The 26,330-nt window shown below is 73.4% G+C and carries 29 protein-coding genes; 11 read left to right on the top strand and 18 right to left on the bottom strand.

Features of this window, described 5'->3' with window-relative positions; genetic code table 11:
- Nucleotides 1-64: 64 nt before the first annotated feature.
- Both shbA and ACR807_RS02200 read right to left on the bottom strand, forming a co-directional pair.
- The gene (shbA, locus tag ACR807_RS02205) at nucleotides 65-646 is read right to left on the bottom strand and encodes an RNA polymerase sigma factor ShbA (protein WP_438919549.1); all 582 of its coding nucleotides are present in this window, start codon (nucleotides 644-646) and stop codon (nucleotides 65-67) included.
- Between the two features lie 207 nt (nucleotides 647-853).
- On the bottom strand, nucleotides 854-1,576 hold the full coding sequence (locus ACR807_RS02200) for a class I SAM-dependent methyltransferase (protein WP_438919463.1): 723 nt from the start codon (nucleotides 1,574-1,576) through the stop codon (nucleotides 854-856).
- Between the two features lie 33 nt (nucleotides 1,577-1,609).
- Here ACR807_RS02200 and ACR807_RS02195 point away from each other — a divergent pair, with 33 nt between their 5' ends.
- Genes ACR807_RS02195 through ACR807_RS02185 form a run of 3 tightly spaced genes read left to right on the top strand, consistent with a single transcriptional unit; the run spans nucleotide 1,610 to nucleotide 4,278 of the window.
- Complete coding sequence (locus ACR807_RS02195) at nucleotides 1,610-2,458, top strand: ParA family protein (RefSeq protein WP_438919462.1); 849 nt, start codon at nucleotides 1,610-1,612, stop codon at nucleotides 2,456-2,458.
- Nucleotides 2,445-3,242: a DNA-formamidopyrimidine glycosylase family protein gene (locus ACR807_RS02190; RefSeq protein ID WP_438919461.1), complete on the top strand. Its 798-nt coding sequence runs from the start codon at nucleotides 2,445-2,447 to the stop codon at nucleotides 3,240-3,242. Before ACR807_RS02195 ends, ACR807_RS02190 begins: the two co-directional genes overlap by 14 nt.
- A gap of 10 nt (nucleotides 3,243-3,252) precedes the next feature.
- Nucleotides 3,253-4,278: a quinone-dependent dihydroorotate dehydrogenase gene (locus ACR807_RS02185; protein ID WP_438919460.1), complete on the top strand. Its 1,026-nt coding sequence runs from the start codon at nucleotides 3,253-3,255 to the stop codon at nucleotides 4,276-4,278.
- A 19-nt stretch (nucleotides 4,279-4,297) separates the two neighbouring features.
- On the opposite strand, the gene ACR807_RS02180 is transcribed toward ACR807_RS02185, so the two are convergent.
- From ACR807_RS02180 to rimO, 7 genes are all read right to left on the bottom strand, one after another.
- Nucleotides 4,298-5,542: a uracil-xanthine permease family protein gene (locus ACR807_RS02180; protein WP_438919459.1), complete on the bottom strand. Its 1,245-nt coding sequence runs from the start codon at nucleotides 5,540-5,542 to the stop codon at nucleotides 4,298-4,300.
- Between the two features lie 238 nt (nucleotides 5,543-5,780).
- The gene (pspM, locus tag ACR807_RS02175) at nucleotides 5,781-6,560 is read right to left on the bottom strand and encodes a phage shock envelope stress response protein PspM (RefSeq protein ID WP_438919458.1); all 780 of its coding nucleotides are present in this window, start codon (nucleotides 6,558-6,560) and stop codon (nucleotides 5,781-5,783) included.
- A gap of 31 nt (nucleotides 6,561-6,591) precedes the next feature.
- Nucleotides 6,592-7,455, bottom strand: coding sequence for a PspA/IM30 family protein (locus tag ACR807_RS02170; protein WP_438919457.1), 864 nt, complete (start codon nucleotides 7,453-7,455; stop codon nucleotides 6,592-6,594).
- A gap of 300 nt (nucleotides 7,456-7,755) precedes the next feature.
- Nucleotides 7,756-8,178 (bottom strand): helix-turn-helix domain-containing protein, encoded by a 423-nt coding sequence (locus ACR807_RS02165; RefSeq protein WP_438919456.1) that lies wholly within the window; start codon nucleotides 8,176-8,178, stop codon nucleotides 7,756-7,758.
- A gap of 156 nt (nucleotides 8,179-8,334) precedes the next feature.
- Nucleotides 8,335-8,817: a CinA family protein gene (locus ACR807_RS02160; protein WP_438919455.1), complete on the bottom strand. Its 483-nt coding sequence runs from the start codon at nucleotides 8,815-8,817 to the stop codon at nucleotides 8,335-8,337.
- On the bottom strand, nucleotides 8,814-9,398 hold the full coding sequence (pgsA, locus tag ACR807_RS02155; protein ID WP_438919454.1) for a CDP-diacylglycerol--glycerol-3-phosphate 3-phosphatidyltransferase: 585 nt from the start codon (nucleotides 9,396-9,398) through the stop codon (nucleotides 8,814-8,816). The genes ACR807_RS02160 and pgsA overlap by 4 nt, the downstream gene beginning before the upstream one ends.
- Nucleotides 9,395-10,771: a 30S ribosomal protein S12 methylthiotransferase RimO gene (gene rimO / locus ACR807_RS02150; RefSeq protein ID WP_438919548.1), complete on the bottom strand. Its 1,377-nt coding sequence runs from the start codon at nucleotides 10,769-10,771 to the stop codon at nucleotides 9,395-9,397. Before rimO ends, pgsA begins: the two co-directional genes overlap by 4 nt.
- Nucleotides 10,772-10,946: 175 nt before the next feature.
- Between rimO and ACR807_RS02145 the strand changes: the two genes are divergently transcribed.
- From ACR807_RS02145 to ACR807_RS02130, 4 genes are all read left to right on the top strand, one after another.
- Nucleotides 10,947-11,447 carry an amino-acid N-acetyltransferase gene (locus ACR807_RS02145; RefSeq protein WP_438919453.1) on the top strand — a complete coding sequence of 167 codons (501 nt, stop codon included), beginning with the start codon at nucleotides 10,947-10,949 and terminating at the stop codon, nucleotides 11,445-11,447.
- A 72-nt stretch (nucleotides 11,448-11,519) separates the two neighbouring features.
- A complete protein-coding gene (locus tag ACR807_RS02140; RefSeq protein ID WP_438919547.1) occupies nucleotides 11,520-12,362 on the top strand; it encodes a MerR family transcriptional regulator in 843 nt (280 codons plus the stop codon).
- Nucleotides 12,359-12,616 (top strand): hypothetical protein, encoded by a 258-nt coding sequence (locus ACR807_RS02135; protein WP_438919452.1) that lies wholly within the window; start codon nucleotides 12,359-12,361, stop codon nucleotides 12,614-12,616. The genes ACR807_RS02140 and ACR807_RS02135 overlap by 4 nt, the downstream gene beginning before the upstream one ends.
- A gap of 183 nt (nucleotides 12,617-12,799) precedes the next feature.
- Entirely contained in the window at nucleotides 12,800-13,231 is a 432-nt protein-coding gene (locus ACR807_RS02130) for a phospholipase (RefSeq protein WP_438919451.1), read from the top strand.
- An 85-nt stretch (nucleotides 13,232-13,316) separates the two neighbouring features.
- Here ACR807_RS02130 and ACR807_RS02125 read toward each other — a convergent pair whose 3' ends face one another.
- Nucleotides 13,317-15,884 carry a DNA translocase FtsK gene (locus ACR807_RS02125; RefSeq protein ID WP_438919450.1) on the bottom strand — a complete coding sequence of 856 codons (2,568 nt, stop codon included), beginning with the start codon at nucleotides 15,882-15,884 and terminating at the stop codon, nucleotides 13,317-13,319.
- Between the two features lie 129 nt (nucleotides 15,885-16,013).
- Between ACR807_RS02125 and ACR807_RS02120 the strand changes: the two genes are divergently transcribed.
- Both ACR807_RS02120 and ACR807_RS02115 read left to right on the top strand, forming a co-directional pair.
- On the top strand, nucleotides 16,014-16,784 hold the full coding sequence (locus ACR807_RS02120; RefSeq protein WP_438919449.1) for a lysophospholipid acyltransferase family protein: 771 nt from the start codon (nucleotides 16,014-16,016) through the stop codon (nucleotides 16,782-16,784).
- Nucleotides 16,781-17,689: an EamA family transporter gene (locus ACR807_RS02115; RefSeq protein WP_438919448.1), complete on the top strand. Its 909-nt coding sequence runs from the start codon at nucleotides 16,781-16,783 to the stop codon at nucleotides 17,687-17,689. Before ACR807_RS02120 ends, ACR807_RS02115 begins: the two co-directional genes overlap by 4 nt.
- On the opposite strand, the gene ACR807_RS02110 is transcribed toward ACR807_RS02115, so the two are convergent.
- From ACR807_RS02110 to thyX, 8 genes are all read right to left on the bottom strand, one after another.
- Nucleotides 17,661-17,780 (bottom strand): DUF397 domain-containing protein, encoded by a 120-nt coding sequence (locus ACR807_RS02110; protein ID WP_438919546.1) that lies wholly within the window; start codon nucleotides 17,778-17,780, stop codon nucleotides 17,661-17,663. The genes ACR807_RS02115 and ACR807_RS02110 overlap by 29 nt on opposite strands.
- A gap of 28 nt (nucleotides 17,781-17,808) precedes the next feature.
- A complete protein-coding gene (locus ACR807_RS02105) occupies nucleotides 17,809-18,681 on the bottom strand; it encodes a helix-turn-helix domain-containing protein (protein WP_438919447.1) in 873 nt (290 codons plus the stop codon).
- A 113-nt stretch (nucleotides 18,682-18,794) separates the two neighbouring features.
- Complete coding sequence (locus tag ACR807_RS02100; protein WP_438919446.1) at nucleotides 18,795-20,477, bottom strand: ribonuclease J; 1,683 nt, start codon at nucleotides 20,475-20,477, stop codon at nucleotides 18,795-18,797.
- On the bottom strand, nucleotides 20,474-21,370 hold the full coding sequence (dapA, locus tag ACR807_RS02095; RefSeq protein ID WP_438919445.1) for a 4-hydroxy-tetrahydrodipicolinate synthase: 897 nt from the start codon (nucleotides 21,368-21,370) through the stop codon (nucleotides 20,474-20,476). Before dapA ends, ACR807_RS02100 begins: the two co-directional genes overlap by 4 nt.
- A 37-nt stretch (nucleotides 21,371-21,407) precedes the next feature.
- Complete coding sequence (locus tag ACR807_RS02090) at nucleotides 21,408-22,022, bottom strand: TIGR03085 family metal-binding protein (protein ID WP_438919444.1); 615 nt, start codon at nucleotides 22,020-22,022, stop codon at nucleotides 21,408-21,410.
- 13 nt (nucleotides 22,023-22,035) lie between these two features.
- Nucleotides 22,036-23,490, bottom strand: coding sequence for a serine/threonine-protein kinase (locus ACR807_RS02085; RefSeq protein WP_438919443.1), 1,455 nt, complete (start codon nucleotides 23,488-23,490; stop codon nucleotides 22,036-22,038).
- Between the two features lie 71 nt (nucleotides 23,491-23,561).
- Nucleotides 23,562-23,951, bottom strand: coding sequence for an ACT domain-containing protein (locus tag ACR807_RS02080; RefSeq protein WP_438919442.1), 390 nt, complete (start codon nucleotides 23,949-23,951; stop codon nucleotides 23,562-23,564).
- A 1-nt stretch (nucleotide 23,952) separates the two neighbouring features.
- A complete protein-coding gene (gene thyX, locus ACR807_RS02075; RefSeq protein ID WP_438919441.1) occupies nucleotides 23,953-24,705 on the bottom strand; it encodes an FAD-dependent thymidylate synthase in 753 nt (250 codons plus the stop codon).
- A gap of 161 nt (nucleotides 24,706-24,866) precedes the next feature.
- Here thyX and ACR807_RS02070 point away from each other — a divergent pair, with 161 nt between their 5' ends.
- Together ACR807_RS02070 and ACR807_RS02065 are read left to right on the top strand one after the other, a co-directional pair.
- On the top strand, nucleotides 24,867-25,376 hold the full coding sequence (locus tag ACR807_RS02070; RefSeq protein WP_438919440.1) for a toxin-antitoxin system HicB family antitoxin: 510 nt from the start codon (nucleotides 24,867-24,869) through the stop codon (nucleotides 25,374-25,376).
- Nucleotides 25,377-25,387: 11 nt separating this feature from the next.
- Nucleotides 25,388-26,293, top strand: a complete 906-nt coding sequence (locus ACR807_RS02065; protein WP_438919439.1) for a DUF4097 family beta strand repeat-containing protein — start codon at nucleotides 25,388-25,390, stop codon at nucleotides 26,291-26,293.
- Nucleotides 26,294-26,330 lie beyond the last annotated feature (37 nt).

Here is a 26,330-nt window from a genome sequence, read left to right as displayed (position 1 = left end):
GATGACGCAACTCACTCGAAGTTGCTCCGAACGGCGGCGTTTAAGAGGCGGTCGGAGCAATGTACTACAGCAATTGGTCGCTCTGAGTAATTGTCAGCCGGGCGTGTCGCCGGACTTCCCCGCGCAGCCGGGACAGCGCCCGGTGCTGGGCGACCCGGACCGCGCCGGGCGTGGCGCCGACGACGGCGGCGGTCCGCTCGGCGGAGAGCCCGACCACGACGCGGAGCAGCAGGACCTCCCGCTGCTTCGCCGGCAGCAGGCGCAGCAGCTCGCCGAGCCCGGCCGACACCTCCGCGCGCAGCAGGCGCTGCTCGGGTCCGGCCGACCCGTCCGGGGCGTCGGGCACCTCCGGCACGGGCTCGGCCCGGTCGCGCAGCGCGGCGCGGCGCGCGTCGGCGACCTTGTGCGCCGCGATGCCGTGCACGAACGCGAGGAAGGGCCGACCGAGGCCGGCGCGGTAGGCGGGCAGCGCCGTCAGCACGGCGACGCAGACCTCCTGCGCCACGTCGTCGGCCGAGGTGCCCGAGCGCTCGTGCCGGCCCAGGCGGGCGCGGCAGTAGCGCACGACCAGCGGCCGGACGGCGGCCAGCAGCCACGCCGTCGCCGCCCGGTCACCCGCGACGGCGCGGCGGACGTGCTCCTCCAGGTCGTCGGGGTCCGGAGCACCTCGGTCCGGGCCACCTCGGTCCGGGCCACCTCGGTCCGGGCCACCGCGCACCGGGCCACCGCGGCTCGGACCACCGCGGGCGGGACCACCGCGGTGCCGGGCGCGGTCCGGGGTGGTCACCTCCGGAGCGGGTCCTCCGCGGCGATGGACCTGCGACAGGCGGCGCACTTCCGTCCCACCCCGGGGTCAGGCGGACTTCCGGCCCATCACGTGCAGGCGCGCGGCCACGTCGCGCAGCGGCGAGCGGGTGGACGCGGCCAGCTCCAGCTCGGCCAGCGCCTCCGCCGCGCCGGGGTTGGCGTCCAGCACCGCGCCCGGGACCAGGTCGGACACCACGCCGTGCCCCTGGAGCAGCTCCACCTTCAGCCCGGCGGCGAGCACCAGCGCCTCCAGCCCGGCCACGTCGAACCGGCGCAGCAGCGGGTCGCGGGTGCCCGTGAGCTGGCCCGACTCGTCGTCCAGCAGCCGCCGGGCGTCCACCAGCCGGCCCGCGATGGCCCGGTGCAGCACAGCCGCGAACCGGTTCGCCACCAGCACCGACACCGCGCCGCCGGGCACCGCGGCACCGGCCAGGGCGGCCAGGGCGGCGCTCGCGTCGTCCACGACCTCCAGCACGCCGTGCCCGAGGACGAGGTCGGCGGCGGCGTCGCGCTCCAGCGCGTCCGTGTCGCCCTGGACGGCCGTGATCCGGTCCAGCACGCCCACCTCGGCCGCGCGGCGGTGCAACGTGGCGAGGGCGTCCGGGCTCGGGTCCACGACCGTCACCGAGCACCCGGCCAGGGCCAGTGGCACGGCCCACACGCCGCTGCCCCCGCCCACGTCGAGCACCCTGGGCGGTTTCCCGCCCCGGCGGTCGCGCGCGGCGGCCAGTTCGGCGTCGAGCACCCTCTGTACGGCGTCCGGTCGCATGGCACCAGAGCCTAGGGGCCGTAGGCTGGCTACGTGCATACGGTGGCGGTGCTCAGCCTCAAGGGTGGCGTGGGCAAGACGACGGTCGCGCTCGGTCTCGCGTCCGCCGCGCTGCGGCGCGGCGTTCGCACGCTGGTCATCGACCTCGACCCGCAGTGCAACGCCACCTCGACCCTGGAGCCCGAGGACACCGACCGGAGCATCTTCGACGTCCTCCAGGAGCCGACCGCCGAGAACCTGCGCGACGCCATCTCCCCCAGCGGCTGGGGCGACGGCGTGGACGTCCTGGCCGGTTCCGAGGACGCCGAGTCGCTCAACCACCCCGACCCCGGCGAGACCCGGCTGGGCAAGCTGCGGGAGGCGCTCGCGCTGCTCAAGGAGGACGACGAGCCGTACCAGCTGGTGCTGCTGGACTGCCCGCCGTCGCTGGGCCAGCTGACCCGGTCGGCGCTGGTGGCGGCGGACCGCGCACTGCTGGTGACCGAGCCCACGATGTTCGCGGTGGCGGGCGTGCAGCGGGCGTTCGAGGCGGTGCAGTCCGAGCGGGAGCACAACCCGGAGCTCCAGCCGCTGGGCGTGGTGGTCAACCGGGTCCGGCCGCGCTCGCACGAGCACCAGTTCCGCATCGAGGAGCTGCGCGACATCTTCGGCCCGCTGGTGATGCCGGTGGCGCTGCCCGACCGGCTGGCCGTCCAGCAGGCGCAGGGCGCGTGCATGCCGATCCACGAGTGGGGCACGCCGGGCGCGCGCGAGGTGGCGCTGGCGTTCAACCTGGTGCTGGCGCGCATCCTGCGGATGAGCCGCAGCCGGCGGCGCATCGCCCACCAGGACTTCGACGACGACGAGATCCACGAGGCCGTCGACAGCGGTGCCCGAGGGTGACACGGTCTTCCTGGCCGGTCGGCGCCTGGACGAGGCGCTGTCCGGCCGCACGCTGCTGCGCGGTGAGCTGCGCCACCCCCGGTGGGCCGCGGTCGACCTGACGGGGCGGGAGGTGCTGGGCGTCCGGTCGGTCGGCAAGCACCTGTTCACCCGCTTCTCCGGCGACCTGAGCCTGCACAGCCACTTCCGGATGGACGGCGCGTGGCACCTGTACCGGCCGGGCGAGAAGTGGAAGCGGCCCGGCCACCAGGTGCGGGCGCTGCTGGAGGTGCCCGACCGGGTCGTGGTGGGGTTCTCGCTGCACGACCTGGAGCTGCTGCCCACCGGCGAGGAGGAGCGGCTGGTGGGGCACCTGGGCCCGGACCTGCTCGGCGACGGCTGGGACGAGGTCGCCGAGGACGAGGCGGCGCGCCGGCTGTCCGCCGACCCGGACCGGGAGCTGGGCGTGGCGCTGCTCGACCAGCGGGTGCTCGCGGGCGTGGGCAACCTCTACAAGGCCGAGGTGTGCTTCCTGCTGAAGGTCTCGCCGTGGAGCCCGGTGTCGGCCGTGGACCCGCTGGGGGCCGTGCGGCTGTCGCGCAGGCTGCTGCTGGCCAACGCGTGGCGGCCGGAGCAGAGCACCACCGGCTCGCTGGCCCGCGGCCGGCAGCACTGGGTGTTCGAGCGGACCGGCAAGCCGTGCTTCCGCTGCGGCGCGCGGGTGCGCGTGGGCGGGCAGGGCGAAGGGGTCTACGAACGGCCCGCGTACTGGTGCCCGCGCTGCCAGCCAGGGCCGATCGCTTAGGGTTACCGCCGTGGTCTACAAGAGCGTGGTGCGCAGGGCGTTGTTCCGGATGCACGGCGGTGACGCGGAGCGGGTCCACGAGACCACCCTCGGCCTGCTGGCGGCGGTGAGCCCCGCGGCGAAGGTCGTGAAGCGCCGGCCGGCGCTGCGGCGCACCGTCTTCGGCGTCACCTTCCCCAACCCGGTGGGCCTCGCCGCGGGCCTGGACAAGAACGGCCGGGCGCTGCCCGCGTGGGGCGCGCTCGGGTTCGGGTTCGTCGAGGTCGGCACGGTCACCCGGCACCCGCAGCCGGGCAACCCGGGGCCGCGGCTGTTCCGGCTGCGCGGCAGCGACGCGATCATCAACCGGATGGGCTTCAACAACGACGGCGCGCAGGCGCTGGCGGACCGGCTGGACCGGCTGGGCCCGCTGTCCGTGCCGCTGGGCATCAGCCTGGGCAAGTCCAAGGTGACGCCCGTCGAGGAGGCCGTCGAGGACTACCGGGCCTCGCTGCGCGCCCTGTACCGGCACGGCGACTACTTCGCGATCAACATCAGCTCGCCCAACACGCCGGGCCTGCGCAGCCTCCAGGACCGGGGCGCGCTGACCGAGCTGCTGTCCGGCCTGGACGAGGCCGCGCGCGAGCTGGCGGGCCCGGCGCCGCGCAAGCCGATCCTGGTCAAGATCGCGCCCGACCTGACCGACGAGGCCATCGGCGAGGTGCTGGAGGTGTGCGCGGCGCACGACGTCAGCGGCCTGATCGCGACCAACACCACGCTGTCGCGCGACGGGCTCGCGCCGGCCGACCGGGCGCTCGCGCACGAGGCGGGCGGGCTGAGCGGGCGACCGCTGACCGAGCGGGCGCGCGAGGTCGTGCGGTTCGTGTCCCGGCAGACCGACGGGAAGCTGCCGATCATCGGCGTGGGCGGCATCGCGTCCGCCGACGACGCCGAGCGGATGCTCGACGCGGGCGCGAGCCTGCTCCAGGTCTACACGGGGTTCATCTACGAGGGGCCCGGCCTGGTGCGCCGGATCAACCGGGCCCTGGCCCGGTAGCCGGCGGGTCGGCCCCGGCTCAGCCCTTGCGCACGGCCCCGAGCCGGCGCAGCACCGGGTGCAGGATCACGACCAGCAGCGAGCCCCACACCAGGCCGCCCAGCTGCATGTCGCCCAGCCGCAGGGTCAGGTCGCCGACGCCCGCCACCAGCGCCGCGCCGCCGACCAGGGCGTTGCCGGGGTTGGTCAGGTCGACCCGGTTGTCCATCCAGATCCGCACGCCGACCAGGCTGATCAGGCCGAACAGCACGAGCGTCGCCCCGCCGACCACGCCCTGCGGCACGGTCGCGAGCAGCGCCGCGGCCTTCGGCGAGAACGCCAGCAGCACCGCGGCCACCCCGGTGACCGCGTACGCGGCCGTCGAGTAGACCTTGGTCACGCCCATCACGCCGATGTTCTCCGAGTACGTGGTGGTGCCCGGCCCGCCGCCGACGCCCGCGAGCGCGGTGGACAGGCCGTTGGCGATGATCGAGTCGCCGATGCTGCCGTCGAGGTCGCGGCCGGTCAGCGCGCCGACGGCCTTCACGTGACCCACGTTCTCCGCGACCAGCACGATCACCACCGGCAGCACGAGCAGGGTCACCGAGGGCCTCAGCTCGGGCGAGTGGAACACGGGCAGGCCCACCCAGGCGGCGCGGGCCACCGCGGCCGTGTCGACCAGGCCGAGCCAGAAGCCGAGGGCCCACCCGACGACCACGCCGATCAGCACCGAGAACCGGAAGGACGTGCCGCGGCCCAGCACGCCGCACAGCAGGATGATGCCCATCGTCACCACGGCGGGCAGCGGCTGCTCGGCGAACGAGCCGGTGGCGCGGTGCGACAGGTTCAGGCCGATCAGGACGACCACGGCGCCCGTCACGACCGGTGGCATCACCGACTCCAGCATCCGCACGCCCAGCGCCTTGACCGCGACGCCGATGATCACCACCAGCAGGCCGGCCGCGAGGACGCCGCCGAGCTGCGCGGCGATGCCCTCGTCGCGGGCGGCGGACAGCGGGGCGATGAACGCGAAGGACGCGCCGAGGTAGCTGGGCACCCGGTTGCGGGTGAGCACCAGGAAGATGAGGGTGCCGACGCCGGAGAACAGCAGCGTGGTGGAGACCGGCAGGCCGGTCGTGGCCGGGACGAGGATCGTGGCGCCGGCCATGGCGACGAGGTGCTGCGCGCCGAAGCCGATGGTGAGCGGCCAGCTCACCCGCTCCTGCGGCGCGATGGCGTCGCCGTCGGTGGGACGGCCATCGCCGTGCACGGTCCACAACGCCACTCGACGACCTCCCCGGCGATCAGACCGGACAGCCCTGTCCGACGCGGCGATACTGCCACGCCACGTAGTGGCAGCCGCTATATAACGGTCTGATAATCACACTATTGCAGCAGCGTACGCCACTGCACCGAGAACGTCAGCCCAGCTTCGCTACGCAACGTGATGCAACCGGTGTTCGTGCAGATGGCCGTGCGTGTGCGCGTGCCGACGACTTCGGGGGCCCGCCGCGCCGGGGCGGTCAGCGGGACAGCTCGCGCAGCGCCGACGCCAGGCCCGCCAGGTGGTCGGTCGCGTCGCCCAGGACCTGCCGGGGGTTGGTGGCGGTGCTCTCGGCGAGCACGCGGCCGGCGGCGGCGACCAGGCCGCAGTAGCCCTCCACGCCCTCGTCGAGCTGGGCGCGCAGCCGCCGCACGCCCTCGACGAGCGGCCCCCGGTCCAGCGGGGGCGCGGTGTCGCGGGCGCGTTCGACGGCCTGGAGCTGGTGGGACACGGCGCGGATCGCCGCGCCCGCCTCGTCGCCGGTCGCCCGCGCCTGCTCAACCGACTCGGTGGGCACCGAGGTCAGCGCCGCCGAGTCGAGCTGCCGCAGCAGCTCACGCAGCGTGTCCTCGGCCTGCTCCAGCCGTTCCATCGGCTGGCGCGCGGCCGAGGCGCGACCCGGCAGCGGGGTGCGGACCGGGGCGGCGCTGAGCTGCCGCCGCCGCCGGTCGACGTCGCGCATCCTCATGTTCGTGCGCACCGCCAGCACGGAGGTGCCGGCGAACCCGAGGGCCGCGCCGACACCCGCCGCCACCGGCAGCGCGTTCACCAGCGTGAGCACGCCGACCACCGCGAGCAGCGCCAGCACGATGAGCCAGAAGGTGAGCACGCGGCCCGACCGGCGGTACTGCCGGTCGAGCTTGGCGCGCGGGTCGTTCCACGCGGCTATGCGCCGCTTGACCTGGTCCGCGATCGGCCCCTGGAGCTGGCCACCGACGATCTGGGCGATCTCACCGGTCACCTTCCGAGCTGGGTGCACCGCGGACGCTCCCCTCTCAGCCCCCGTGGGGCTACTGGCCCTGGCTGGGCGGCTGCTGGATCTGCTGGGTCTGCTGCGGCTGCGCCTGCTGCTGCACCCGCTGCTGGATCTCCTGCTGGATGCTCGCGCTCGCGCTGCCCGGCTTGCCCGCGGTCACCTCGCCCGCGACCTTGCCGCCGGCCATCGAGGCGCGGATCTGCTCCAGGCGGGACGAGCCCGCCATCTGCGTGGTCGACTGCTGGACCTCCAGCATCCGGCCCTGCACCGAGTTCTGCGCCAGCTCCGCGGAGCCGAGGGCGGTGGTGTACCGCTTCTCGATCTTGTCGCGGACCTCCTCCAGCGACGGCGTGTTGCTCGGCGCGGCCAGCTCGGTCATCTGGCGCAGCGAGTTCGACACCTGCTCCTGCATCTTCGCCTGCTCCAGCTGGCTGAGGAGCTTGGTGCGCTCCGCCAGCTTGCCCTGGAGCACCATCGCGTTGCGCTCGACGGCCTGCTTGGCCTGCTGCGCGGCCTGCAACGACTGGTCGTGCAGGGTCTTGAGGTCCTCGATGCTCTGCTCGGCGGTCACCAGCTGGGTGGCGAACGACTGCGCGGCGTTCTCGAACTCCGTCGCGCGCTGCTCCTCGCCCTTGCCCCTGGCCTCGTCGGCGAGGACGAGCGCCTGGCGTGCGGACGCCTGGAGCTTCTCCACCTCGCCGAGCTGCCGGTTCAGCTTCATCTCCAGCTGCCGCTGGTTGCCGATCACCGCCGCCGCCTGCTGCGACAGCGCCTGGTGCTGGCGCTGCGCCTCCTCGATGGCCTGCTGGATCTGCACCTTAGGGTCGGCGTGCTCGTCGATCTTCGACGAAAAAGCCGCCATGAAGTACTTCCACGCCTTCACGAAAGGGTTGGCCATCTCCTACGCCTGCCTTCTCCGCACGTCCCTGGCTCGCGCTCGTGATTGGCAACGACCCGGTGCTGTTGTTGGTTCCATCGTTCCAGTTGTGGCGCGCTGCTTCCACCGACCGGGGGAGATATCCGGGTTCACCCTGAGTCACCCCCGAAACTTCGGTCGACGCGGTCATCCTCCCCCGCCGTCGCCGGCGGGGGCGCGGTGACCCCGGGCGGGTTGCCAAGTCGTTGTACGCCCGCGTGGCCAGCCAACGCCGAGAGCCGAGCCGGATCACCGGCTCGGCTCTCGTTCGCCTGGCTGGGGCTACGCCGCCACCACCGCGCCGCGCGGCTTGCTGATGGAGGTGGACAGCCGGTGCGTGAGCACGGGCTGGAGCCGCAGGTCGGACAGGTCGTTGCCGATCATCGCGGGCACGATGGTGCCGCCCTCCAGGCCCGCCGGGGCGGCGGCGGTCCGCTCGGTCAGCTCGGCGGGGCTGGTCACCGGCTGCTGGACGGCGCCGATGTCCGACGCGACCAGGTGCAGCAGTTCGTAGAGGGGCAGGTCCAACGCCTCGCAGATCGCGGCCAGCAGCTCGCTGGACGCCTCCTTGCGGCCACGCTCCACCTCGGACAGGTACCCCAGGCTGACGCGGGCGGTCCTGGAGACCTCGCGCAGCGTGCGGCGTTGGGTGGTGCGGGCATGGCGGAGCCGATCACCGATCGCCTCGCGTAGCAGCACGGTCATCGCGCGCCTCCTTCCGGCCGGCCGTGCCACCACGTTACCGACCCGTCCCGTCGACGGGCAGTGACTTCATGACACGTCCGCTAAGGGTGAACGGGTGAACACCCGCGGAAGTTCCCGCGCGGCCGAGCGGATTTCCGCGCGAAGCCGCAGCTCAGGTCACCCGACCGGGATCTTGAGGTGGACGCGGAGGAGATCGAGGGCCCCCTCGGCGGACCGGGCGCGGATTTCGTGCCTGTCACCACCCAGAGTGAGCGTTCGCGTGAAAGAACCGGGCGGACCGGACAAACCGAGGTGGACGGTGCCGGGCGGCGCGCCGTCCTGCGGGTCGGGGCCGGCCACGCCGGTCAGGCCGAGGCCCCAGGTCGCGCCGCACCGCTCCCGCGCGCCCGCGGCGAGCTGCCGTGCCACTTCCGGGTGAACCGCGCCGTGCTCGGCGAGCAGGTCCGCGGCCACGCCCGCGAGCGAGTGCTTGAGGTCCGTGGCGTAGACGACGAGCCCGCCGCGCACGACGGCGCTGGCACCGGGCACCGCGGTGAGCGCCGCCGTGACCAGGCCCGCGGTGAGCGACTCGGCGGTGGCGACGGTCTCCCCGCGCTCCCGCAGGGCGCGCACGACGTCCTCGGCCGGCGGGAACCTCACGCCCCCGCCACCGCCCGCTTGCCGCGCGCCCGCAGGCGGAACGCGCGGATCACGTAGTCGACGCCCGTGACGACCGTCAGCACGACCGCCAGGCCCATCGAGCCCACGGCCAGCGGCTCCAGCCAGGCGGGCAGCGGCAGCAGGTAGAGGCCGATCGCGAGGACCTGCACGAGCGTCTTGGCCTTGCCGCCCCGGCTGGCCGGGATCACGCCGTGGCGGATCACCCAGAACCGCAGCAGCGTGACGCCCAGCTCGCGCACCGCGATGACGACCGTCACCCACCACGGCAGCTCGCCGAGCAGGCTGAGCCCCACGAGCGCGGCGCCGGTGAGCGCCTTGTCCGCGATGGGGTCGGCGATCTTGCCGAAGTCGGTGATCAGGCCGAGCTTGCGGGCGAGGTTGCCGTCGACGTGGTCGGTCACCGAGGCGACGGCGAACACGGCGAACGCCCACAGCCGCCACACGGGCTCGCCGCCGCCGTCGGCGAACAGCAGGTAGAGGAACACCGGCACGAGCACCAGCCGGGACATCGTCAGCACGTTGGCGATGTTCAGCACCGGCACGCGCGCGGGTTCGGTCACCTCGGGAGCACCTCGATCACGGACACCACCAGGTCGACGCCCTCGGCGGCGTCCACTCGGCACCGGACCAGGTCGCCGACCCGCAGGTCCTGCCCGTCGGCGATCACGCACTCGCCGTCGACCTCGGGCGCCTGGTGCGCGGCGCGGCCGAGGCAGTCGTTCTCGTCGTCCTCCGCGGTCTCGACCAGGACGACGACCTCGTCGCCGACGCGGTCCTCGGCGCGCTGCGAGGTCAGCTCCTCGACCAGGTTGGAGACGCGGGCGACCCGCTCGGCGATGGTGTCCGCGTCGAGCTTGCCGCCCAGGCCCTCGGCCTCGGTGCCGTCCTCGTCGGAGTAGCCGAACACGCCGACCGCGTCCAGGCGCGCCTCGGTGAGGAAGCGCTCCAGCTCGGCCACGTCCTCCTCGGTCTCGCCGGGGAAGCCGACGATGACGTTGCTGCGGATGCCGGCCCGCGGGGCCAGCGCGCGGATCTGCTCGACCAGCCCGAGGAAGGACTCGGTGTTGCCGAACCGGCGCATCCGGCGCAGCACCGGCTCGCTGGAGTGCTGGAACGACATGTCGAAGTAGTCGGCCACGCCCTCGGTGGTCGCGATGGCGCGCACCAGCGACGGCTTGGTCTCGGCGGGCTGGAGGTAGGACACCCGCACGCGGTCGATGCCGGGGACGGCGGCGAGCCGGGCCAGCAGCTGCTCCAGGCCGCCCAGCTCGCGCGGCAGGTCCTTGGCGTAGGAGGTGGAGTTCTCGGAGACCAGGAACACCTCGCGCACGCCCTGCTCGGCCAGCCACGCCGCCTCGGCCACCACCTCGTCGGGGTGGCGGGACACGAACGCGCCGCGGAAGGACGGGATCGCGCAGAACGAGCAGCGCCGGTCGCAGCCGGAGGCGATCTTGAGCGGCGCGACGGGCGTGTCCGCCAGCCGGGTGCGCAGCACGCGCGGCCCCCAGCCGTGGCCGGGCACCTGGACCTCCTCGGCCGCCTTCGGGCGCTGCACGGGCGTCAGCGGCAGCAGCGTGCGGCGGTCCACGGGCTTGTGCGACTCGACGGTCCGGCCGGCCACCACGTCGTCCAGCCGGTCGGCGAGGTTCGCGTAGTGGTCGAAGCCGAGGACGGCGTTCGCCTCGGGCAGGCTGTCGGCCAGCTCGGTGCCGTAGCGCTCGGCCATGCAGCCGACGGCGACGACCTTCGCGCCGCTGTCGGAGGCGGCGAGGAGGGTGTCGACCGAGTCCTTCTTGGCGGACTCGACGAAGCCGCACGTGTTGACCACCACCACGTCGGCGTCGTCGTCGACCAGCTCCCAGCCGCCGGCGGTGAGCCGTCCGGCGAGTTCCTCGGAGTCGACTTCGTTGCGGGCGCACCCGAGGGTCAGCATGGCGACGCGCTTGGTCGTGGTGGGGGAAGACACGGTGCTCAGCGTAACCGGCGCCGGCGCGCGTTCCTGCCGGCCCGGTGGTGGGGGTGCGCACTGGATCACCACGACGGCCCCCGGGGCGGGGACGGGCGAGACCTGAGCGCCGCACCCGGGCGGGTTGGCCTACCGTTGCACCGTGGACGACCCGATCAACGTGCGTCGGGCCCGCACCGGTGACGTGCGGGCGATGAAGGCCCTCATCGACCAGTACGCGGGCAAGGTGCTGCTCTCCAAGCCGCTCGTGACGCTGTTCGAGGACATCCAGGAGTTCTGGGTCGCCGAGGAGGACGGGGTGGTCCTCGGGTGCGGCGCGCTGCACGTGCTGTGGGAGGACCTGGCCGAGATCCGCACGGTCGCGGTGGACCCGGCGCAGGGCGGGCGCGGGATCGGGCACCGGATCGTGACCCGGCTGGTCGAGACGGCGCGCGAGCTCCAGCTGCGGCGGATCTTCGTGCTGACGTTCGAGACCGCGTTCTTCGGGCGGCACGGGTTCGTGGAGATCGACGGGACGCCGGTGTCGCCCGAGGTCTACGAGGAGATCATGCGGTCGGCCGACGAGGGCGTCGCGGAGTTCCTCGACCTGTCCTACGTCAAGCCGAACACGCTCGGCAACTCGCGGATGCTGCTCCACCTCTGACTGTTCGAGCGAAAACTCGAACAGTCTTGACTCGATGAGCGCTGACCCACCAGGATCGGCGCCGTGGAGCAGATGACGGTCGACGAGCTGGCGGTCCGGGTCGGCCTGCCCGGCAGCACCATCCGCATGTACCAGACCAAGGGCGTGCTGCACCCGCCCCGCCGGCAGGGCCGCGTCGCCCACTACGACGCGTCGCACCTGGAGAGGCTGACCCTCGTCCAGCGGCTCCAGTCGCGCGGCTTCTCGCTGCCCGCCATCGCCGAGCTGGTCAAGGCCCGCGAGAAGGGCGCCAGCGTCGCCCAGGTGCTCGGCGTCGGCGACGCCGAGGGCCCGGACGACTGGGTGCGGGTCCGGGTGCGCGACATCAGCCGGCTCGTCCCGATGGGCGACGTCCGCCCGCGCCTCCTCCTCCGCGCCGTGCAGCTGGGCCTGCTCCGCTGGCGGCGCGGGTGGCCGCACGCCCGGCGGTGGGCGCTGGAGGCGGGCAGCAGGCTCGCCGGGCTCAGCGTCCCCTCCGACGACGTGCTCGACCAGTTCGAGCGCCTGCGCCGGGCCACCGACGGCATCGCCGCCGACTTCGTGGCGATCTTCGAGCGGCGGCTGTGGCCGACCCTCGCGGACGGCGCGGCCGAGGACGACCAGCTCGACCGGATGCGCGCGCTGCTCGTGGAGCTGACCTACACCGCCGAGACGGTCGTGGTCGGCACCCTGCGCGAGTCCATCCGGGACGCCGCCGAGGAGTTCGCGCGCCGCCACCGGCTCGTGCCGAACGACGCCTTCCGGCCCGCCTGGGTCGAGGAACCCGTGGCCATCGCCGAGCGCCTCGTCGAGACCGACGTGGACGAGCTGCCCGACGAGCCGACGATCCGGCGGTTCCTCGACCGGGGCGACGACCACGACGAACCGGCGCGGTGATCGCGCTGTGCGGCGCGGTCGTGGGACTGCGTGCGGGATACCGCTACGACCGCTCGACCGGCCGGCACCCGGTCCGCCCGGGGGTGAAGCGCTCGGTGTTCTGGGCGCTGCTGTTCACCGCCGAGTGGCTGCTGGTGCCGTCGACGGCCGTGCTGCTGGGCCCCGCGGTGGGGGTCGCGGCGTTCGGGTACGTGCTGGCGGCGGGCCTGGCCGGGCCGTGGGTGGCGGAGCACTACCGCAGGCGGGCGGCGTGACCGCGCCCTCGGCGGTCCGGCCGGGACGCGCCGACGGGGTGGCGGGCCGGGCACCGGACGAGTACGGGCAGCGCGGCGGCCGGACCCCCCACCCGGAGGTGGCGTAGGGGCTGATCGGGGCTGTGCCGACCGCCGCGAGCCGGTAAGAACCCTCGTGAAACCCGTGTAACGAGGGGAAGAACAGTGCTCGCGAAAACCCTGCGCAACGCGTTCGCCGTCGTGGTCGCCTCGCTCGCCCTGCTGGCGGGGGCCGGTGTCGGCCAGGCCGCCATCAACGCCCCGGCGGTGACCGACGACTACCTCTTCACCAAGTCCCTGTCCCAGTTCAGCAGCCTGCGCGCCCAGCGCCCCTACAGCGACCAGCTCGACTGGTCGTCCGACGGCTGCTCGTGGTCGCCGGACAACCCGTTCGGCTTCAAGTTCCTGCCGGCCTGCCACCGGCACGACTTCGGCTACCGCAACTACAAGCGGCAGGGCCGGTTCACCGAGACCACGCGCCTGCGGATCGACAACAACTTCAGGACCGACCTCTACAACCAGTGCGCGGGCAACTGGTCGTGCAACCGCACCGCGGACCTGTACTACCAGGCGGTGCGCGAGTTCGGCGCGAGCTGAGCCGGGGGGCGGGGGTTCCCGCGACGGGGACCCCCGCCCCACCCCGGCACGTCGCGCGCGTGCCGCACGTCCTCCGGGACGGCCGTCAGTCCTCGTCCTCCGCCGGTCCCCCGCCACCGCCGCCGCGGATCAGGTAGACGACCGAGTCCAGCTCGTCCGGCTTGATCAGCACCTCGCGGGCCTTCGAGCCCTCCGACGGGCCGACCACGCCGCGCGTCTCCAGCAGGTCCATCAACCGGCCCGCCTTGGCGAAGCCCACCCGCAGCTTGCGCTGGAGCATGGACGTGGAGCCGAACTGCGAGGTGACGATCAGCTCGGCCGCCTGGATCAGCAGCTCCAGGTCGTCGCCGATGTCGGCGTCGATCTCCTTCTTCTCGCCCGCCTTCGCCGCCGTGACGCCGTCCGTGTACTCGGGCTGCGCCTGGTTCTTGGTGAAGTCGACGATCTCGGCGATCTCCTCGTCGCCGACGAACGCGCCCTGCACGCGCACCGGCTTCGAGGCGCCCATCGGCAGGTACAGGCCGTCGCCCATGCCGATCAGCTTCTCCGCGCCGGGCTGGTCGAGGATGACGCGCGAGTCGGTCAGCGACGACGTGGCGAACGCCAGCCGCGACGGGACGTTGGTCTTGATCAGGCCCGTCACCACGTCCACGGACGGCCGCTGCGTCGCCAGCACCAGGTGGATGCCCGCCGCGCGCGCCTTCTGCGTGATCCGCACGATGGCGTCCTCGACGTCGCGCGGCGCGGTCATCATCAGGTCGGCCAGCTCGTCGACGATCGCCATGATGTACGGGTACGGCCGGTACTCGCGCTCGCTGCCGGGCGGCGCGCTGATCTCGCCCGACTTCACCTTGCGGTTGAAGTCGTCGATGTGCCGCACCCGGTTGACCTGCATGTCCTGGTAGCGCTGCTCCATCTCCTCGACCAGCCAGGCCAGCGCGGCGGCGGCCTTCTTCGGCTGGGTGATGATGGGCGTGATCAGGTGCGGGATGCCCTCGTACGGCGTCAGCTCGACCATCTTCGGGTCGATCAGGATCATCCGGACCTCGTCCGGCGTGGCCCGCGCCAGCAGGGACACCAGCATCGAGTTCACGAAGCTCGACTTGCCGGAACCCGTGGAGCCGGCGACCAGCAGGTGCGGCATCTTGGTCAGGTTCGCGGTGACGAAGTGGCCCTCGATGTCCTTGCCCAGGCCGATGACCATCGGGTGGTTGTCCTTGACCGTGGACGGCGCGCGCAGCACGTCGCCCAGCCGCACCATCTCGCGGTCGCTGTTGGGCACCTCGATGCCCACGGCGGACTTGCCGGGGATCGGGGCGAGCAGCCGCACGTTGTCGGTGGCCACGGCGTAGGCGATGTTCTTGGTCAGCGCGGTGATCTTCTCGACCTTCACGCCGGGGCCCAGCTCGACCTCGTAGCGGGTGACCGTCGGGCCGCGGGTGAAACCGGTGACCTGCGCGTCGATGGAGAACTGGTCGAGGACGCCGGTGATGGCCTCGATCATCTGGTCGTTGGCCCTGCTGCGGGCCTTCGGCGCGTCGCCGTCCTTGAGGATGGTGGGCGGCGGCAGCTTGTAGTCGCCCTCGACGGCGCGGACGGCCATCCCGGTGTCGCGCGGCGTCGGCTCGGGCTCCGCCTTGGCCTTGATCTTCGGGGCCGGCCGGGACGGCGGGGGCGGCGGCGGGGGGAGCCGGGGCTCCTCCTCGTCGAGCGGCGGTTCGACCTCCTCCAGGGGCGCGAGGTCCGAGGCGGCGGTCTGGCGGCGGTTGCGCGACGGGCGGCGCAGCTTGGCGGGCTTCGGCTCCTCCTCCGCCTCGTCGTCGCGGAGGTCGTCGCGGAAATCGTCGTGCAGGTCGTCGTCGACGTCGGCGAACCCGTCAAGCCGGTCCTCCGCGCGCCGGTGCAGCAGGTTGCCCAGCCTGGACGGCACGTCGCGGATCGGCACGTGCACCAGCAGCAGCACGCCGTAGGCGAAGATCAGCACCAGCAGCGGTCCGGCGACCCACGGCGTGAGCCCCTGGGCGAGGAACCCGCCCGCCAGGTAGCCGAGCGCGCCACCGGCGTCGCGGCGCGCGACCGGGTCCATCGGCAGGCCGCCGACGAGGTGGAACATGCCGAGGAAGCCGACCAGGACGAGGATCGTGCCGATCCACAGGCGGGGCCGGGCCTCGGGGTTCGCGTCGGTGCGCATGAGCGCCACGCCGACCGCCAGCAGCACCACGGGCAGGATCACGGCCGGACCGCCGATCGAGCTGCGGACCGCCACGTCGACCCACTGGCCGACCGGGCCGCCCGCCCGCCACCACACGCCGGCGGCGGTGACCAGGGCCAGCGCGATGAGCAGCAGCCCCAGGCCGTCGCGGCGGTGCTCGGGGTCCAGCTCCTTGCCGCGGCCGACCGCGCGGACCACCGAACCCACGCCGCGCCCGACGACGCCCCACGCCCGGCCGACCGGCGACGGGCCCGATCTCCGCGCCGGGGAACGCCTCGCGGGCGCGCGCTTGGCGGGGGCCCTCTTCGCGGGGGCCTTGGCCGGTGCCTTGGCGGGGGCCCGCTTCGCGGTGGACCGGGACGCGCTCGACCGGGACTTCGACCCCGTCGAGCCCGAGCTGCGGGTCGTGCCCTTGCGCGATGTCCCAGTTCGGCCGGCCATGCCCTTACCGTAGTCCCCCTGATCCCACCAGCCACAGCCGTCACGAGGGACGTGACGTGCGCCGCCGGACGTCCATGGTTGCCCCGAACCCGGTGCGCCGACACCTCGACACGCCGTAGCCTGCCCGCTGTGCCCACACCACTGCTGTGGCGCGTGCTGACCGCCGTCGACCAAGGGGTCGTGGCGTTGAGCGGACGACTCGAAGTCACCGGCGACGTCCCGGCGGACCTGAGGGGCCGTCCCCTGCTGCTCGCGTCCAACCACATCGGCAACCTCGACCCCTTCGTGCTCATCGCGGCCTGCCGGCGGATCGGCCTCGCGCCGCGGTTCCTGCTCGCGGGCGGGCTGCTCGACGCGCCGGTGCTGGGGCCGCTGCTCAGGGCGTCCGGCCACCTGCGCGTGGACCGCTCGTCCGCCGACGTCGGCACCGCGTACGACCGGACCGTCGAGGCGCTGAAGCGCGGCGGCGACCCGATCGCCCTGTACCCGGAGGGCCGGATCAGCCTCGACCCCGGCCTGTGGCCCGAGCGCGGCAAGACCGGCGCGGCGCGGCTGGCGCTCAGCGGCGGCGTCCCCGTGGTCCCGGTGAGCCAGTGGGGCGCGCACGAGGCCGTCTACTGGGGCAACACGCACGTGAACGGCTGGGACGACGCCAAGCCGTACCTGACGTCCTACGCGCGCGGGCTGCGCCGGCGGCCGACGTTCAAGGTGCACTTCGGAAAACCGGTCGAGCTGTCGGACCTGGCGGACGGCAGGCCGGGTGACGCGCGGCGCGCCCACGAGCGGATCATGCGGGCGATCGTGGAGGGCCTCGTGCCGCTGCGCGTGGACGAACCGGACCAGCCCAGGTTCCACGACCCGACGCGGCCGACCACGGGGTCCTCGCCCTGGCGACCGTGAGGGCGCGCGGGACCGCGCTGGCGCTGCTGTCGTCGTTGACCTTCGGCACGTCCGGCGTGCTGGCGAAGCCCGTGATGGCGGCGGGCGCCGCGCCGGCGCAGGTGACCAGCGCCCGGATCGCGCTGGCGGCCGTCGTGCTGGCGGTGGGCGTGGGCCTGTTCCGGCCGGGGGCGCTGCGGTTCGGGCGCGGCGACGGGCTCCTGCTCGTCGGCTACGGCGCGTTCGGCGTGGTCGGGGCGCCGCTGCTGTTCTTCGTGTCGGCGTCGCGCATCCCGGTGGGCATCGCGATGCTGCTCCAGTTCACCGCGCCGGTGCTGGTGGCGCTGTGGGTGCGGTTCGTGCGCGGCACCCGGCTGCCGGCGGCGGTGTGGTGGGGCACCGGCGTGGCCGTGGCCGGGCTGGCGGTGGTCGGCGAGGTCTGGCGCGCGCCCCGGCTGGACGCGGTGGGCGTGGCGGCGGCGCTGTGCTCGGCGCTGTGCATGACGGCCTACTACCTGCTGGGCGAACGGGCCGGCGCGCGCGACCCGTACGGCGTGCTGGCGGGCGGCATGGTGTTCGGCGCGGTGGTGCTGGCGGTGATCAGCCCGCCGTGGTCGGTGCCGCTGGGCGGGTCGACGGCCCTCGGCCCGGCCTGGCTGGTGCTGCTCGCGCTGGCGCTGGTCGCGACCGTGGTGGCCTACCTGGCCGGGGTGCTGTCGATGCGCCACCTGACCCCGTCGGCGGCGAGCGTGATCGGCCTGCTGGAGGTCGTGGTGGCGGCGGTGCTGGCCTGGTGGCTGCTGGGCGAGGCGCTGACGGCGGCGCAGGTGGTGGGCGCGGTCGTGCTGCTGGCCGGCGCGGCGGTGGTGCAGGTGGCGAGCGGGCGGAAGGCCCCGGCTACGCCCGAAGCGGTGCCGCGCGCGTGAAGGCGCGCCACGCGGCGGGGGTGAAGGCGAGCTGCGGAGCGGTGTTCTTGGAGTCCCTGACGCCGATGAGGTCTTCGGACGCGAACGCCACTTCCACGCAGGCTGCCTCGGGGCCTTCGCTATAGCTGCTCTTGCGCCACCCCGACGCCGTCCACCGCACGCTGGGCCTCCCGCAGCCGGTCGTACCTGTCCGCCCACTCGGCGAACACCGTCCGCGATTCTTCCTCAGCCAGCGCTAGTGCGGCCAGGGCGGCGCAACTGCGCTCGTACGCGCCGGTCGCTTCGGGCGCGTCCAGGAACAACGACACCGGTCCGGCCTCCACGTAGGTCACCGGCAGGTGATCGGCGTAGGTCATGTGCGCGAACGAACCGGACAGCCCCACCGGCAGCGCGGCGGTGAACGGCACCAGGCGGATGCCGCCGTGGAAGACCAGGTGCAGCATCTGCTCGTACATGACCTGGGCAGTCCCCACGAGGCGGTGGAGGGCTGCTTCGTAGAGGTAGAACTCGGCCGCCGGGGGCTTCTGCTGGACCAGGACGGACTGCCGGGCCATGCGCCACCCGACCGCTTGCTCGGCATTGTGGGCATCGCCCATGAGCGCGCGGGCGTAGGAGGGGGTTTGGACCAGTCCCGGCACGACCGCGAGTTCGTACCAGAGCATGGTCTCGGCAGTTCGCTCGTGCAGGTACAGGGTGCGCAGGTTGTCCGGCATCCCCATGTCGTGCGGTCGGACGTGGTAGCCGGTGTCGGTTTCGTGGGCCAGGGCCATGATCCGGTCGAACGCGGCCTGCTCGGGCCGCAGGTAGCCGGCGTAGCGGGCGATGTCGAGCGGGCTGGTGCCCCTGGTGCCCGTCTCCAGCTTGGAGATCCGGGCGACCGACCAGCCCAGCTGCTCGACCAGCGCCCCCGTCCTGACCTTGGAGCGGCGGCGGGCCTGGCGGAGCGCGTCGCCGAGTTCACGGCTGAGCGCGGTGGAGGTTCGTGGTTCCATGCGGGCACGCTAGAACCGCCTGACCAGCGGTTCCCAGCCGTTGTTGATGTTTACACCCCAAGGGGTGCAGCTCGTACCCCGGGTCAACAACGGCCGGGAACCACTCGAAGGTGTCAGTTCACCGGGATGATCGTCGGCACGATCATCGGCCGCCGCCGGTAGGTCTCGGCGACCCAGCGGCCGACGACCCGGCGCACGGCCTGCGCGATGCGGTGCGAGTCGGTGATGTTCTCCGCCTCGGTGCGGGACAGCTCCATCTCCACCAGGGAGATGGCCTGGTCCAACGCCTTCGGGTCGTCGGAGAACCCGCGCCCGGACACGGTCGGCGGGGCGACCGCGCGGCCGGTGGCGGAGTCGATCGCCACCGTGATGGCGATGAAGCCGCCCTCGCCCAGCACGAGCCGGTCGGACAGCGTGGACTCGCCGACGTCGCCCACGGACAGGCCGTCGACGTACACGTGGCCCACCTCGACCTTGCCGCTGACGGCCGCCTTGCCGTCGAGCAGGTCCACGACCACGCCGTCCTCGGCGATGACGACCCGCTCCGGGTCGACGCCGGTGGCGACGGCCAGCGCGGCGTTGGCGCGCAGGTGCCGCCACTCGCCGTGCACCGGCATCACGTTCGACGGCCGCACCGCGTTGTAGAGGAACAGCAGCTCGCCCGCCGGCGAGTGGCCGGAGACGTGGACCTTGGCGTTGCCCTGGTGGACGACGGTCGCGCCGAGCCGCGCCAGGCCGTTGACGACGCCGAACACGGCGTTCTCGTTGCCCGGGATGAGCGAGGACGCCAGCACGACGGTGTCGCCGGCCCGGATGGAGATCTGCCGGTGCTCGCCGCGCGCCATGCGCGACAGCGCGGACAGCGGCTCGCCCTGGGACCCGGTGGACACGAAGAGGACCCGGTCCTCGGGCATGTCCATGGCCTCGTTGAGGTCGACGAACAGGCCGTCCGGCACCTGGAGGTAGCCCAGCTCGGCGGCGATGCCCATGTTGCGGACCATGGACCGGCCGACCAGGGCGACGCGGCGCCCGTAGCGCACGGCCACGTCCAGCACCTGCTGCACGCGGTGCACGTGGGAGGCGAAGCAGGCCACGATGACGCGCTGCCCGGCCTGGCGGACGACGTTCTCCAGCACGGGGCCGATCTCGCGCTCGGGCGCGACGAACCCGGGCACCTCGGCGTTGGTGGAGTCCACCAGGAACAGGTCGACGCCCTCGTCGCCCAGGCGGGAGAAGCCCGCGAGGTCGGTCAGGCGGCCGTCCAGGGGCAGCTGGTCGAGCTTGATGTCGCCGGTGTGCAGCACCAGGCCGGCCGGCGTGCGGACGGCGACCGCGACGGCGTCCGGGATGGAGTGGTTGACCGCGAAGAACTCCAGGTCGTACGGCCCGAACGAGCGCCGCTCGCCGTCGGTGATCTCCACCAGGCGCGGCGTCTGCCGGTGCTCCTTGCACTTCGCGGCGAGCAGCGCGAGGGTGAACCGCGACCCCACCACGGGCACGTCGGGCCGCAGCTTCAGCAGGAACGGCACCGCGCCGATGTGGTCCTCGTGGCCGTGCGTCAGCACGAGGGCCTCGATGTCCTCCAGGCGGTCCTCGATGGCCCGGAAGTCCGGCAGGATCAGGTCGACGCCGGGCTGGTCGTCCTCGGGGAAGAGGACACCGCAGTCCACGACCAGCAGCCGCCCGGCGTGCTCGAACACGGTCATGTTGCGGCCGACCTCGCCGATGCCGCCCAGTGCGACGACGCGCAGACCTCCGTCGGGCAGTGCGGGCGGGGGTGAGTTCGGGTTGATCACGCGTGGGCTCCCAATTCGGCCTCGACGGCCTCGACGTCCTCGGTTGATGCGGGTACGAGGGGCAGCCTCGGGTCGCCCACGTCGAGCCCGCGCAGGCGCAGCGCGGCCTTCGTGTAGGTGACGCCGGGCATCCTGCGGAACGGGCGCAGCAGCGGCAGCAGGGCGTGGTGGATCGCGGTGGCGCGCTTGACGTCGCCGGACTCGAACGCGTCGAGCATGTCGCGCAGGCGGTCGGCGGCGAGGTGCGAGACGACGCTGACGAACCCGACGGCCCCGACCGAGAGCCACGGGAGGTTCAGCGGGTCGTCGCCGGAGTAGTAGGCCAGGTCGGTGGCCGCGATGACCTTGCTGCCCTCGTGCAGGTCGCCCTTGGCGTCCTTGACCGCGACGACGCGCGGGTGCTCCGCCAGCCGCAGCAGGGTCTCCACCTCGATGGGCACGACGCTGCGCGGGGGGATGTCGTACAGCATGACCGGCAGGCCGGTGGCGTCCGCCACGGCCGTGAAGTGGGCGAGCAGGCCGCGCTGGGACGGCCGCGAGTAGTACGGCGTCACCACGAGCAGGCCGTGCGCGCCCGCCGCCTCGGCCTCGCGGGCCAGGTGCGCGCTGTGCGCGGTGTCGTTGGTGCCGGCGCCGGCGACGACGGTGGCCCGGTCCCCGACCGCCTCCACGACGGCCCGGAGCAGGTCGGCCTTCTCCGCGTCGGTGGTGGTGGGGCTCTCGCCGGTGGTGCCGTTGACCACGAGCCCGTCGCTGCCGCCGCGGACCAGGTGCTCGGCCAGTTCCTGCGCCTTGCCGAGGTCCACCGCCCCCCGGTCGTCGAACGGCGTGACCATGGCGGTGAGCACTCTGCCGAACGGGCGTCCGGGTGAGGCGGAAGGACTTGCGGTCATGTGCGAAATCTACCGCGTCACCGTCCGCAAGCTGCGACTACACACCCCGGTCGAGGGCCTTGACGAGCCGCACGGCCTCGTCGGCGCCGTCGTGCTCGACCCGGGAGGCGGAGCGCCCGAACACGTGCAGCAGCAGTTCCCCGACCTCGCCGGTCACCACGACGGGGTCCGCCCCGCGCCTGGCCACCACGGCCTCGCCGTCGGGCCGGCGCAGCACCACGCCCACGGGGCTCTTGCGGTACATCAGCTTCGCGGTGGCGGGCAGGCGCTTCCACAGCACCTCGTCGCGCACCGGATCGGGTGAACGCGGCTCCCAGTGGGGGCGGGCGCGCCGCACGTCCTCGTGGTGCACGAAGTACTCGACGGCGTTGACCGCCTCGTCGACCAGGCCGAGCGGCGCGGGCGGGCCGGTGCGCACCAGCTCGACCAACCGCTCCCACGGCCTCGCCGCGTACGAGTCCTGCACGCTCCTGGTGTGCCCGGCGAGGGGCGCGAGCACGATGCCCGCCGCCGCGTCCGGGCGGCGCTCCCGCAGCACGAGGTGCGCGGCCAGGTCGCGGCTCCGCCACGGGTCGCACAGCGTGGGCGCGTCCGGCCCCACCTGGAGGAACAGCTCGCTCAGCAGCCTGCGTTCGTCGCGCGCCACACCCATGCGACCAACCTACCTACTCGGCGGTCACCTGGCTGGACAGCTCGGCCTTGTCCTTGCTCCACAGCACGCAGGAGACCTCGCGGGTGAGGTCGCTGTCGTTGGGGTCGACCTGCCACTCGCTCTCGGTGGGCACGACGGCGGCGTAGTGCAGCTTGTCGACCTTGCCCTCCAGCGGGACGACGTCGGACATGAAGTGCAGCGTGCAGAAGTTCTCGGCGTAGGCGCGCAGCCACTGCTCGCCGGGGTACTCGTGCTTGCCCGAGGAGCCGAACGGGCTGCCGGCCGCGAAGAACTCGACCCGGTGGTCCTTGTTGCACTCGGTGTAGTTGACCGTGACGGTGGGTTCGAGGAAGTTGTCGCCGCACTTCTGGCCGCTCATCTTGAACTGGCTCGCGGACATCGTGCCGCCGGAGCCGAAGCTGATGGTCTCGACCATCGCGGCGGGCCTGGACGGCGTGAACCACCAGCGCCCGAGGAACACGCCCGCGACCAGCAGCACGACGGCCGCCAGCGCGCCGCCGCCGATCAGCGCGCCCTTGAGCCACGGCTTGCGCGCCACGGCCTGCCGGGCGCCGTTCGCGAGCTGCGTGTAGTTCACCGTCGCGTTGGGCGGGACGCCGAACCCGGTGGGCGGGGTGGGCTGGGCGAGGGCGCGTTCGAGCATGGCGCGGGCCTGCTGGCCGGTGAGGCGGGCGTTCGGGTCGGGCATCAGCAGGCCGGTGATGACCGCGCCGAGCACGCCGTGCGCCCTGGTCAGGCGGGGCGCCTCGTTCATGATCGCGTGCAGGGTGGACGCGGTGGACGAGCGCTCGTAGGGGCTCACGCCCTCGACGGCGTAGGCCAGCGTCGCGCCCAGCGCCCACAGGTCCGAGGCGGGCCCGGCCTCGTGGCCGTGGATGCGCTCCGGCGACATGTAGGCGGGCGAGCCGATGAGGCTGCCGCTGGTCGTCAGGCGCGGGTCGTCGACGGCCTGGGCGATGCCGAAGTCGGTCAGCTTGACCCGGCCGTTCGGGGTGATCATGAGGTTGCCGGGCTTGACGTCCCGGTGCACGACCCCCGCCTGGTGCGCGGAGTCCAGCGCGGACAGCGCCTGCACCGCGATGGAGACGACGCGCTCCTGCGGCATGGGGCCCTGGGCGTTGATGAGCGTGGAGAGCGTGGCGGCCTCCACCAGCTCCATCACGATGTAGGTCATGCCGCCCTCGACGACCACGTCGAACACGGTGACCACGGCGGGGTCGTTGAGGCGGCCCGCGGTGCGCGCCTCGCGCAGCACCCGCTCCTCCAGCACCCGGCGCTCCTCGTGCGCGATGCCGTCGGGCAGGTGCAGCTCCTTGATGGCGACCTGGCGGCCGATCACGGTGTCCTGGGCGCGCCACACCACGCCCATGCCGCCGCGCCCCAGCTCGGCGAGCAGGGTGTACCTGCCCGCGATGACCCGCGGTCGCACGCCTTGTGGACTGTTCACCGTCACTCCTCGCCACCAACCCCAGGAACGGGCGGAACGCTAGCTCAGACCCCGCGCGACCCGATCCGGTTTCACGGTTTCGTGACTTCGTGGCCCGCCGCGCGCAGCGCCCGCACGGCGCGCTCCAGGTCCACCGCCTTCACCAGCAGGTGGTCGGTGTCGTACGTGGACAGCGCGAACAGGCTCACGCCCGCGGCGGCCAGCTCGCCGGACAGCGCGGCCATGATGCCGGTGAGGGTGAACTCAAGCGGGCCGCGGACGGTGAGCAGCCGCCAGCCGGGCTGGGCCGCGCCGGCGGCGGGCGCGTGCTCGCCGGGGCACACCACGGACAGCTCGTCGGGCGTCCTGGTGACGGAGACCAGGCCGGGCCGGTCGAGCAGCCCGGCCGGGACGGGCGCGTCGGCGGGCAGCCGCGCGACGGTGTACTCCCCCGGCCGGACGTCGACGATCAGGTGCTTCACGTCAGCCCTCGGTCACCAGCGGGCTGGAGGCGACCTCGGTGCCGTCGGGCAGCTCGGAGATCGCGAAGTCGGCGAACGCGTTGGCCGCCGCCTTCTGGAGCTGGCGCAGGCACTCCACGGCCAGGGCGCGGATCTCCACGTCGGCGTGCTCGGTCGCGCGCATCGCGATGAAGTGCCGCCACGCGCGGTAGTTGCCGGTCACCACGACGCGGGTCTCGGTGGCGTTGGGCAGGACCGCGCGCGCCGCCTGGCGGGCCTGCTTGCGGCGCAGGGTGGCGCTGGGCACGTCGGAGAACTTCTCCTCCAGGCCCTTGAGCAGCTCGTTGTACGCCTCGACGCTGGCCTGCGCGGCCTTGAGGAACATCTCGTGCAGCTCGGGGTCGTCCGCGATGACGTCCGGCTCGACCATGGCGGCGTCGCGCTCGGGCACGTACCGCTGGGACAGCTGGCTGTAGGAGAAGTGCCGGTGCCGGATCAGCTCGTGGGTGAGCGAGCGGGAGATGCCGGTCAGGTAGAAGCTGACCGAGCCGTGCTCCAGCACGGACAGGTGGCCGACCTCGATGATGTGCTTGATGTAGCCCGCGTTGGTGGCGGTGGCCGGGTTGGGCTTGGTCCACGACTGGTAGCACGCGCGGCCCGCGAACTCGGCGAGCGCCTCGCCGCCGTCGGCGTCGGTGGACCACGGGACGTCCGCCGGGGGGAAGAACTCCGTCTTCGCGATCAACTGCACCTTCGGCGACACCGTCTGAGCCACGACGAACCTTCCCTGGAGCTGCAAGCAACGCAGGGAGCCTAGTCGAGGGCCGGGGGGCGACCTCCCATGGTAGAGCGCTCGTGTCCCCCGCCACACGGCTGCGTCAGGCGTGACACCACTCGTCGGTTGCGTGATGTCGGAAGTGATGTCATGGTGGTGTCATGGACCTGTCGCCTTACATCGCCGCACTGCGCGAGGACCTCGCGACGGCCGCGTCCGCCGGGGACGACAACACCCGGCGCACCGCCGCCCTGCTGTCCGCCGCACTGGAGCCGGCCGCACGGCTGGCGCTCATGAACGCGCTGTCCGACCTGGCCGCCGAGGTCACTGCCGCCCTGGACGGACTGGTGGTCGACGTCCGCCTGGACGGTCGTGACGTGCAGGTGGTCGTCACCGGGGGCGCTCCCCGCGAGGACCGCGAACCGGAGCCCCGGGAGGTTCCCCGGCCGGCCGCCGGTGACGCCACGCGCATCACCCTGCGCCTGCTCGACGAGCTGAAGTCGAAGGCCGAGCAGGCCGCCGCGTCGCAGGGCATGTCGTTGAACACCTTCGTCGCGCAGGCCGTGCAGGGCGCGGTCGGCGGTCGGCGGGGTCACCACAAGAGCTGGGCCCCGCCGACGGACCAGCCGGGCGGCTCCGGCTCCCGGGTCCGCGGCTGGGTCCAGGGCTGAGGAGGGGGAACGTGGAGTCATCCGATGTCGTGCGGCAGCAGAGCTTCGAGGTCGACGGCACCGTCGAGGTCGAGGTGTCCGTGCCGGCGGGCCGGGTGCGGGTGCACCTGGTCGAGGAGCCCGGCGCGCACGTCGAGGTGAAGCACCAGCCGGACGCGGGCGGCGAGCCCTGGGCCGCGGGCCTGTCCGGCCTGCTGAACTGGGCCAACGAGCAGTTCGGCGGCCAGTTCGGCGGTGGCCGCACCCAGCCGTCCGGCCCGGCGGAGGCGGTGCGCGACGCGCGCGTCGAGCTGACGGGGTCGCGGCTGGCGGTGCGGGCGTCCGAGGCCCTGCCGCTGCGCGGCGTGCCGCTGGACGTCGTGGTCCGCGCGCCGCGGGGTTCGCACGTGATCGTGAAGTCGAACTCGGCGGACGTGACCGTGACGGGCCCGGCGGGCAGGCTGGAGATCCGGACCGGCACGGGCCACGTGACGGCGGACCGCGCCGAGGGGTCCTCGCAGGTCGACTCGCGCAGCGGCAAGGTGCGGCTGGGCCCGATGCTGGGCGGCCTGCGGGCCAAGACCGGCTCCGGCGACATCGAGGTCTCGTCGATCGGCGGCAACACCGTGCTCTACACCGGCACCGGCGACGTGTGGCTGGGCGCCGTGCAGGACGACGTGCAGGTCCGCACGGGCAGCGGTGACGTGACGGTCGCCGACGCCGCCGCCGGGCGCATCCAGATGGGCACCGGCTCGGGTGACGTCCGCGTGGGCGTGCGGCCCGGCGTGGCGGCCCAGATCGACCTGGTCTCCAGCTCCGGCGCGGCCCGCTCGGAGCTGGACGTGTCCGACACCCCGCCCCCGGGCGACCCGCTGCTGTTCATCACGGGCCGCACGGGCACCGGCACGGCCCTGGTGACGACGGCGACGACCGGCTGAACCGGCCGGACCCGGCCCGACGCGGCGCGCGCACCCC

This window comes from Saccharothrix sabaoui, from assembly GCF_051756985.1.
GTDB lineage: Bacteria > Actinomycetota > Actinomycetes > Mycobacteriales > Pseudonocardiaceae > Actinosynnema.
The sequence above is the reverse complement of the archived record's forward strand: the minus strand, read 5'-3'. Positions and strand labels throughout refer to the sequence as shown.

Coding starts and splice junctions, on each gene's coding strand:
- ACR807_RS02165 (WP_438919456.1), bottom strand. CDS start 8,178: ATGACCGTGCTGCTACGCGAGGCGATCGGTGATCGGCTCCGCCATGCC.
- ACR807_RS02070 (WP_438919440.1), top strand. CDS start 24,867: ATGGACCTGTCGCCTTACATCGCCGCACTGCGCGAGGACCTCGCGACG.
- ACR807_RS02200 (WP_438919463.1), bottom strand. CDS start 1,576: ATGCGACCGGACGCCGTACAGAGGGTGCTCGACGCCGAACTGGCCGCC.
- ACR807_RS02090 (WP_438919444.1), bottom strand. CDS start 22,022: ATGGGTGTGGCGCGCGACGAACGCAGGCTGCTGAGCGAGCTGTTCCTC.
- ACR807_RS02105 (WP_438919447.1), bottom strand. CDS start 18,681: ATGGAACCACGAACCTCCACCGCGCTCAGCCGTGAACTCGGCGACGCG.
- ACR807_RS02140 (WP_438919547.1), top strand. CDS start 11,520: ATGACGGTCGACGAGCTGGCGGTCCGGGTCGGCCTGCCCGGCAGCACC.
- rimO (WP_438919548.1), bottom strand. CDS start 10,771: ATGCTGACCCTCGGGTGCGCCCGCAACGAAGTCGACTCCGAGGAACTC.
- ACR807_RS02125 (WP_438919450.1), bottom strand. CDS start 15,884: ATGGCCGGCCGAACTGGGACATCGCGCAAGGGCACGACCCGCAGCTCG.
- ACR807_RS02170 (WP_438919457.1), bottom strand. CDS start 7,455: ATGGCCAACCCTTTCGTGAAGGCGTGGAAGTACTTCATGGCGGCTTTT.
- dapA (WP_438919445.1), bottom strand. CDS start 21,370: ATGACCGCAAGTCCTTCCGCCTCACCCGGACGCCCGTTCGGCAGAGTG.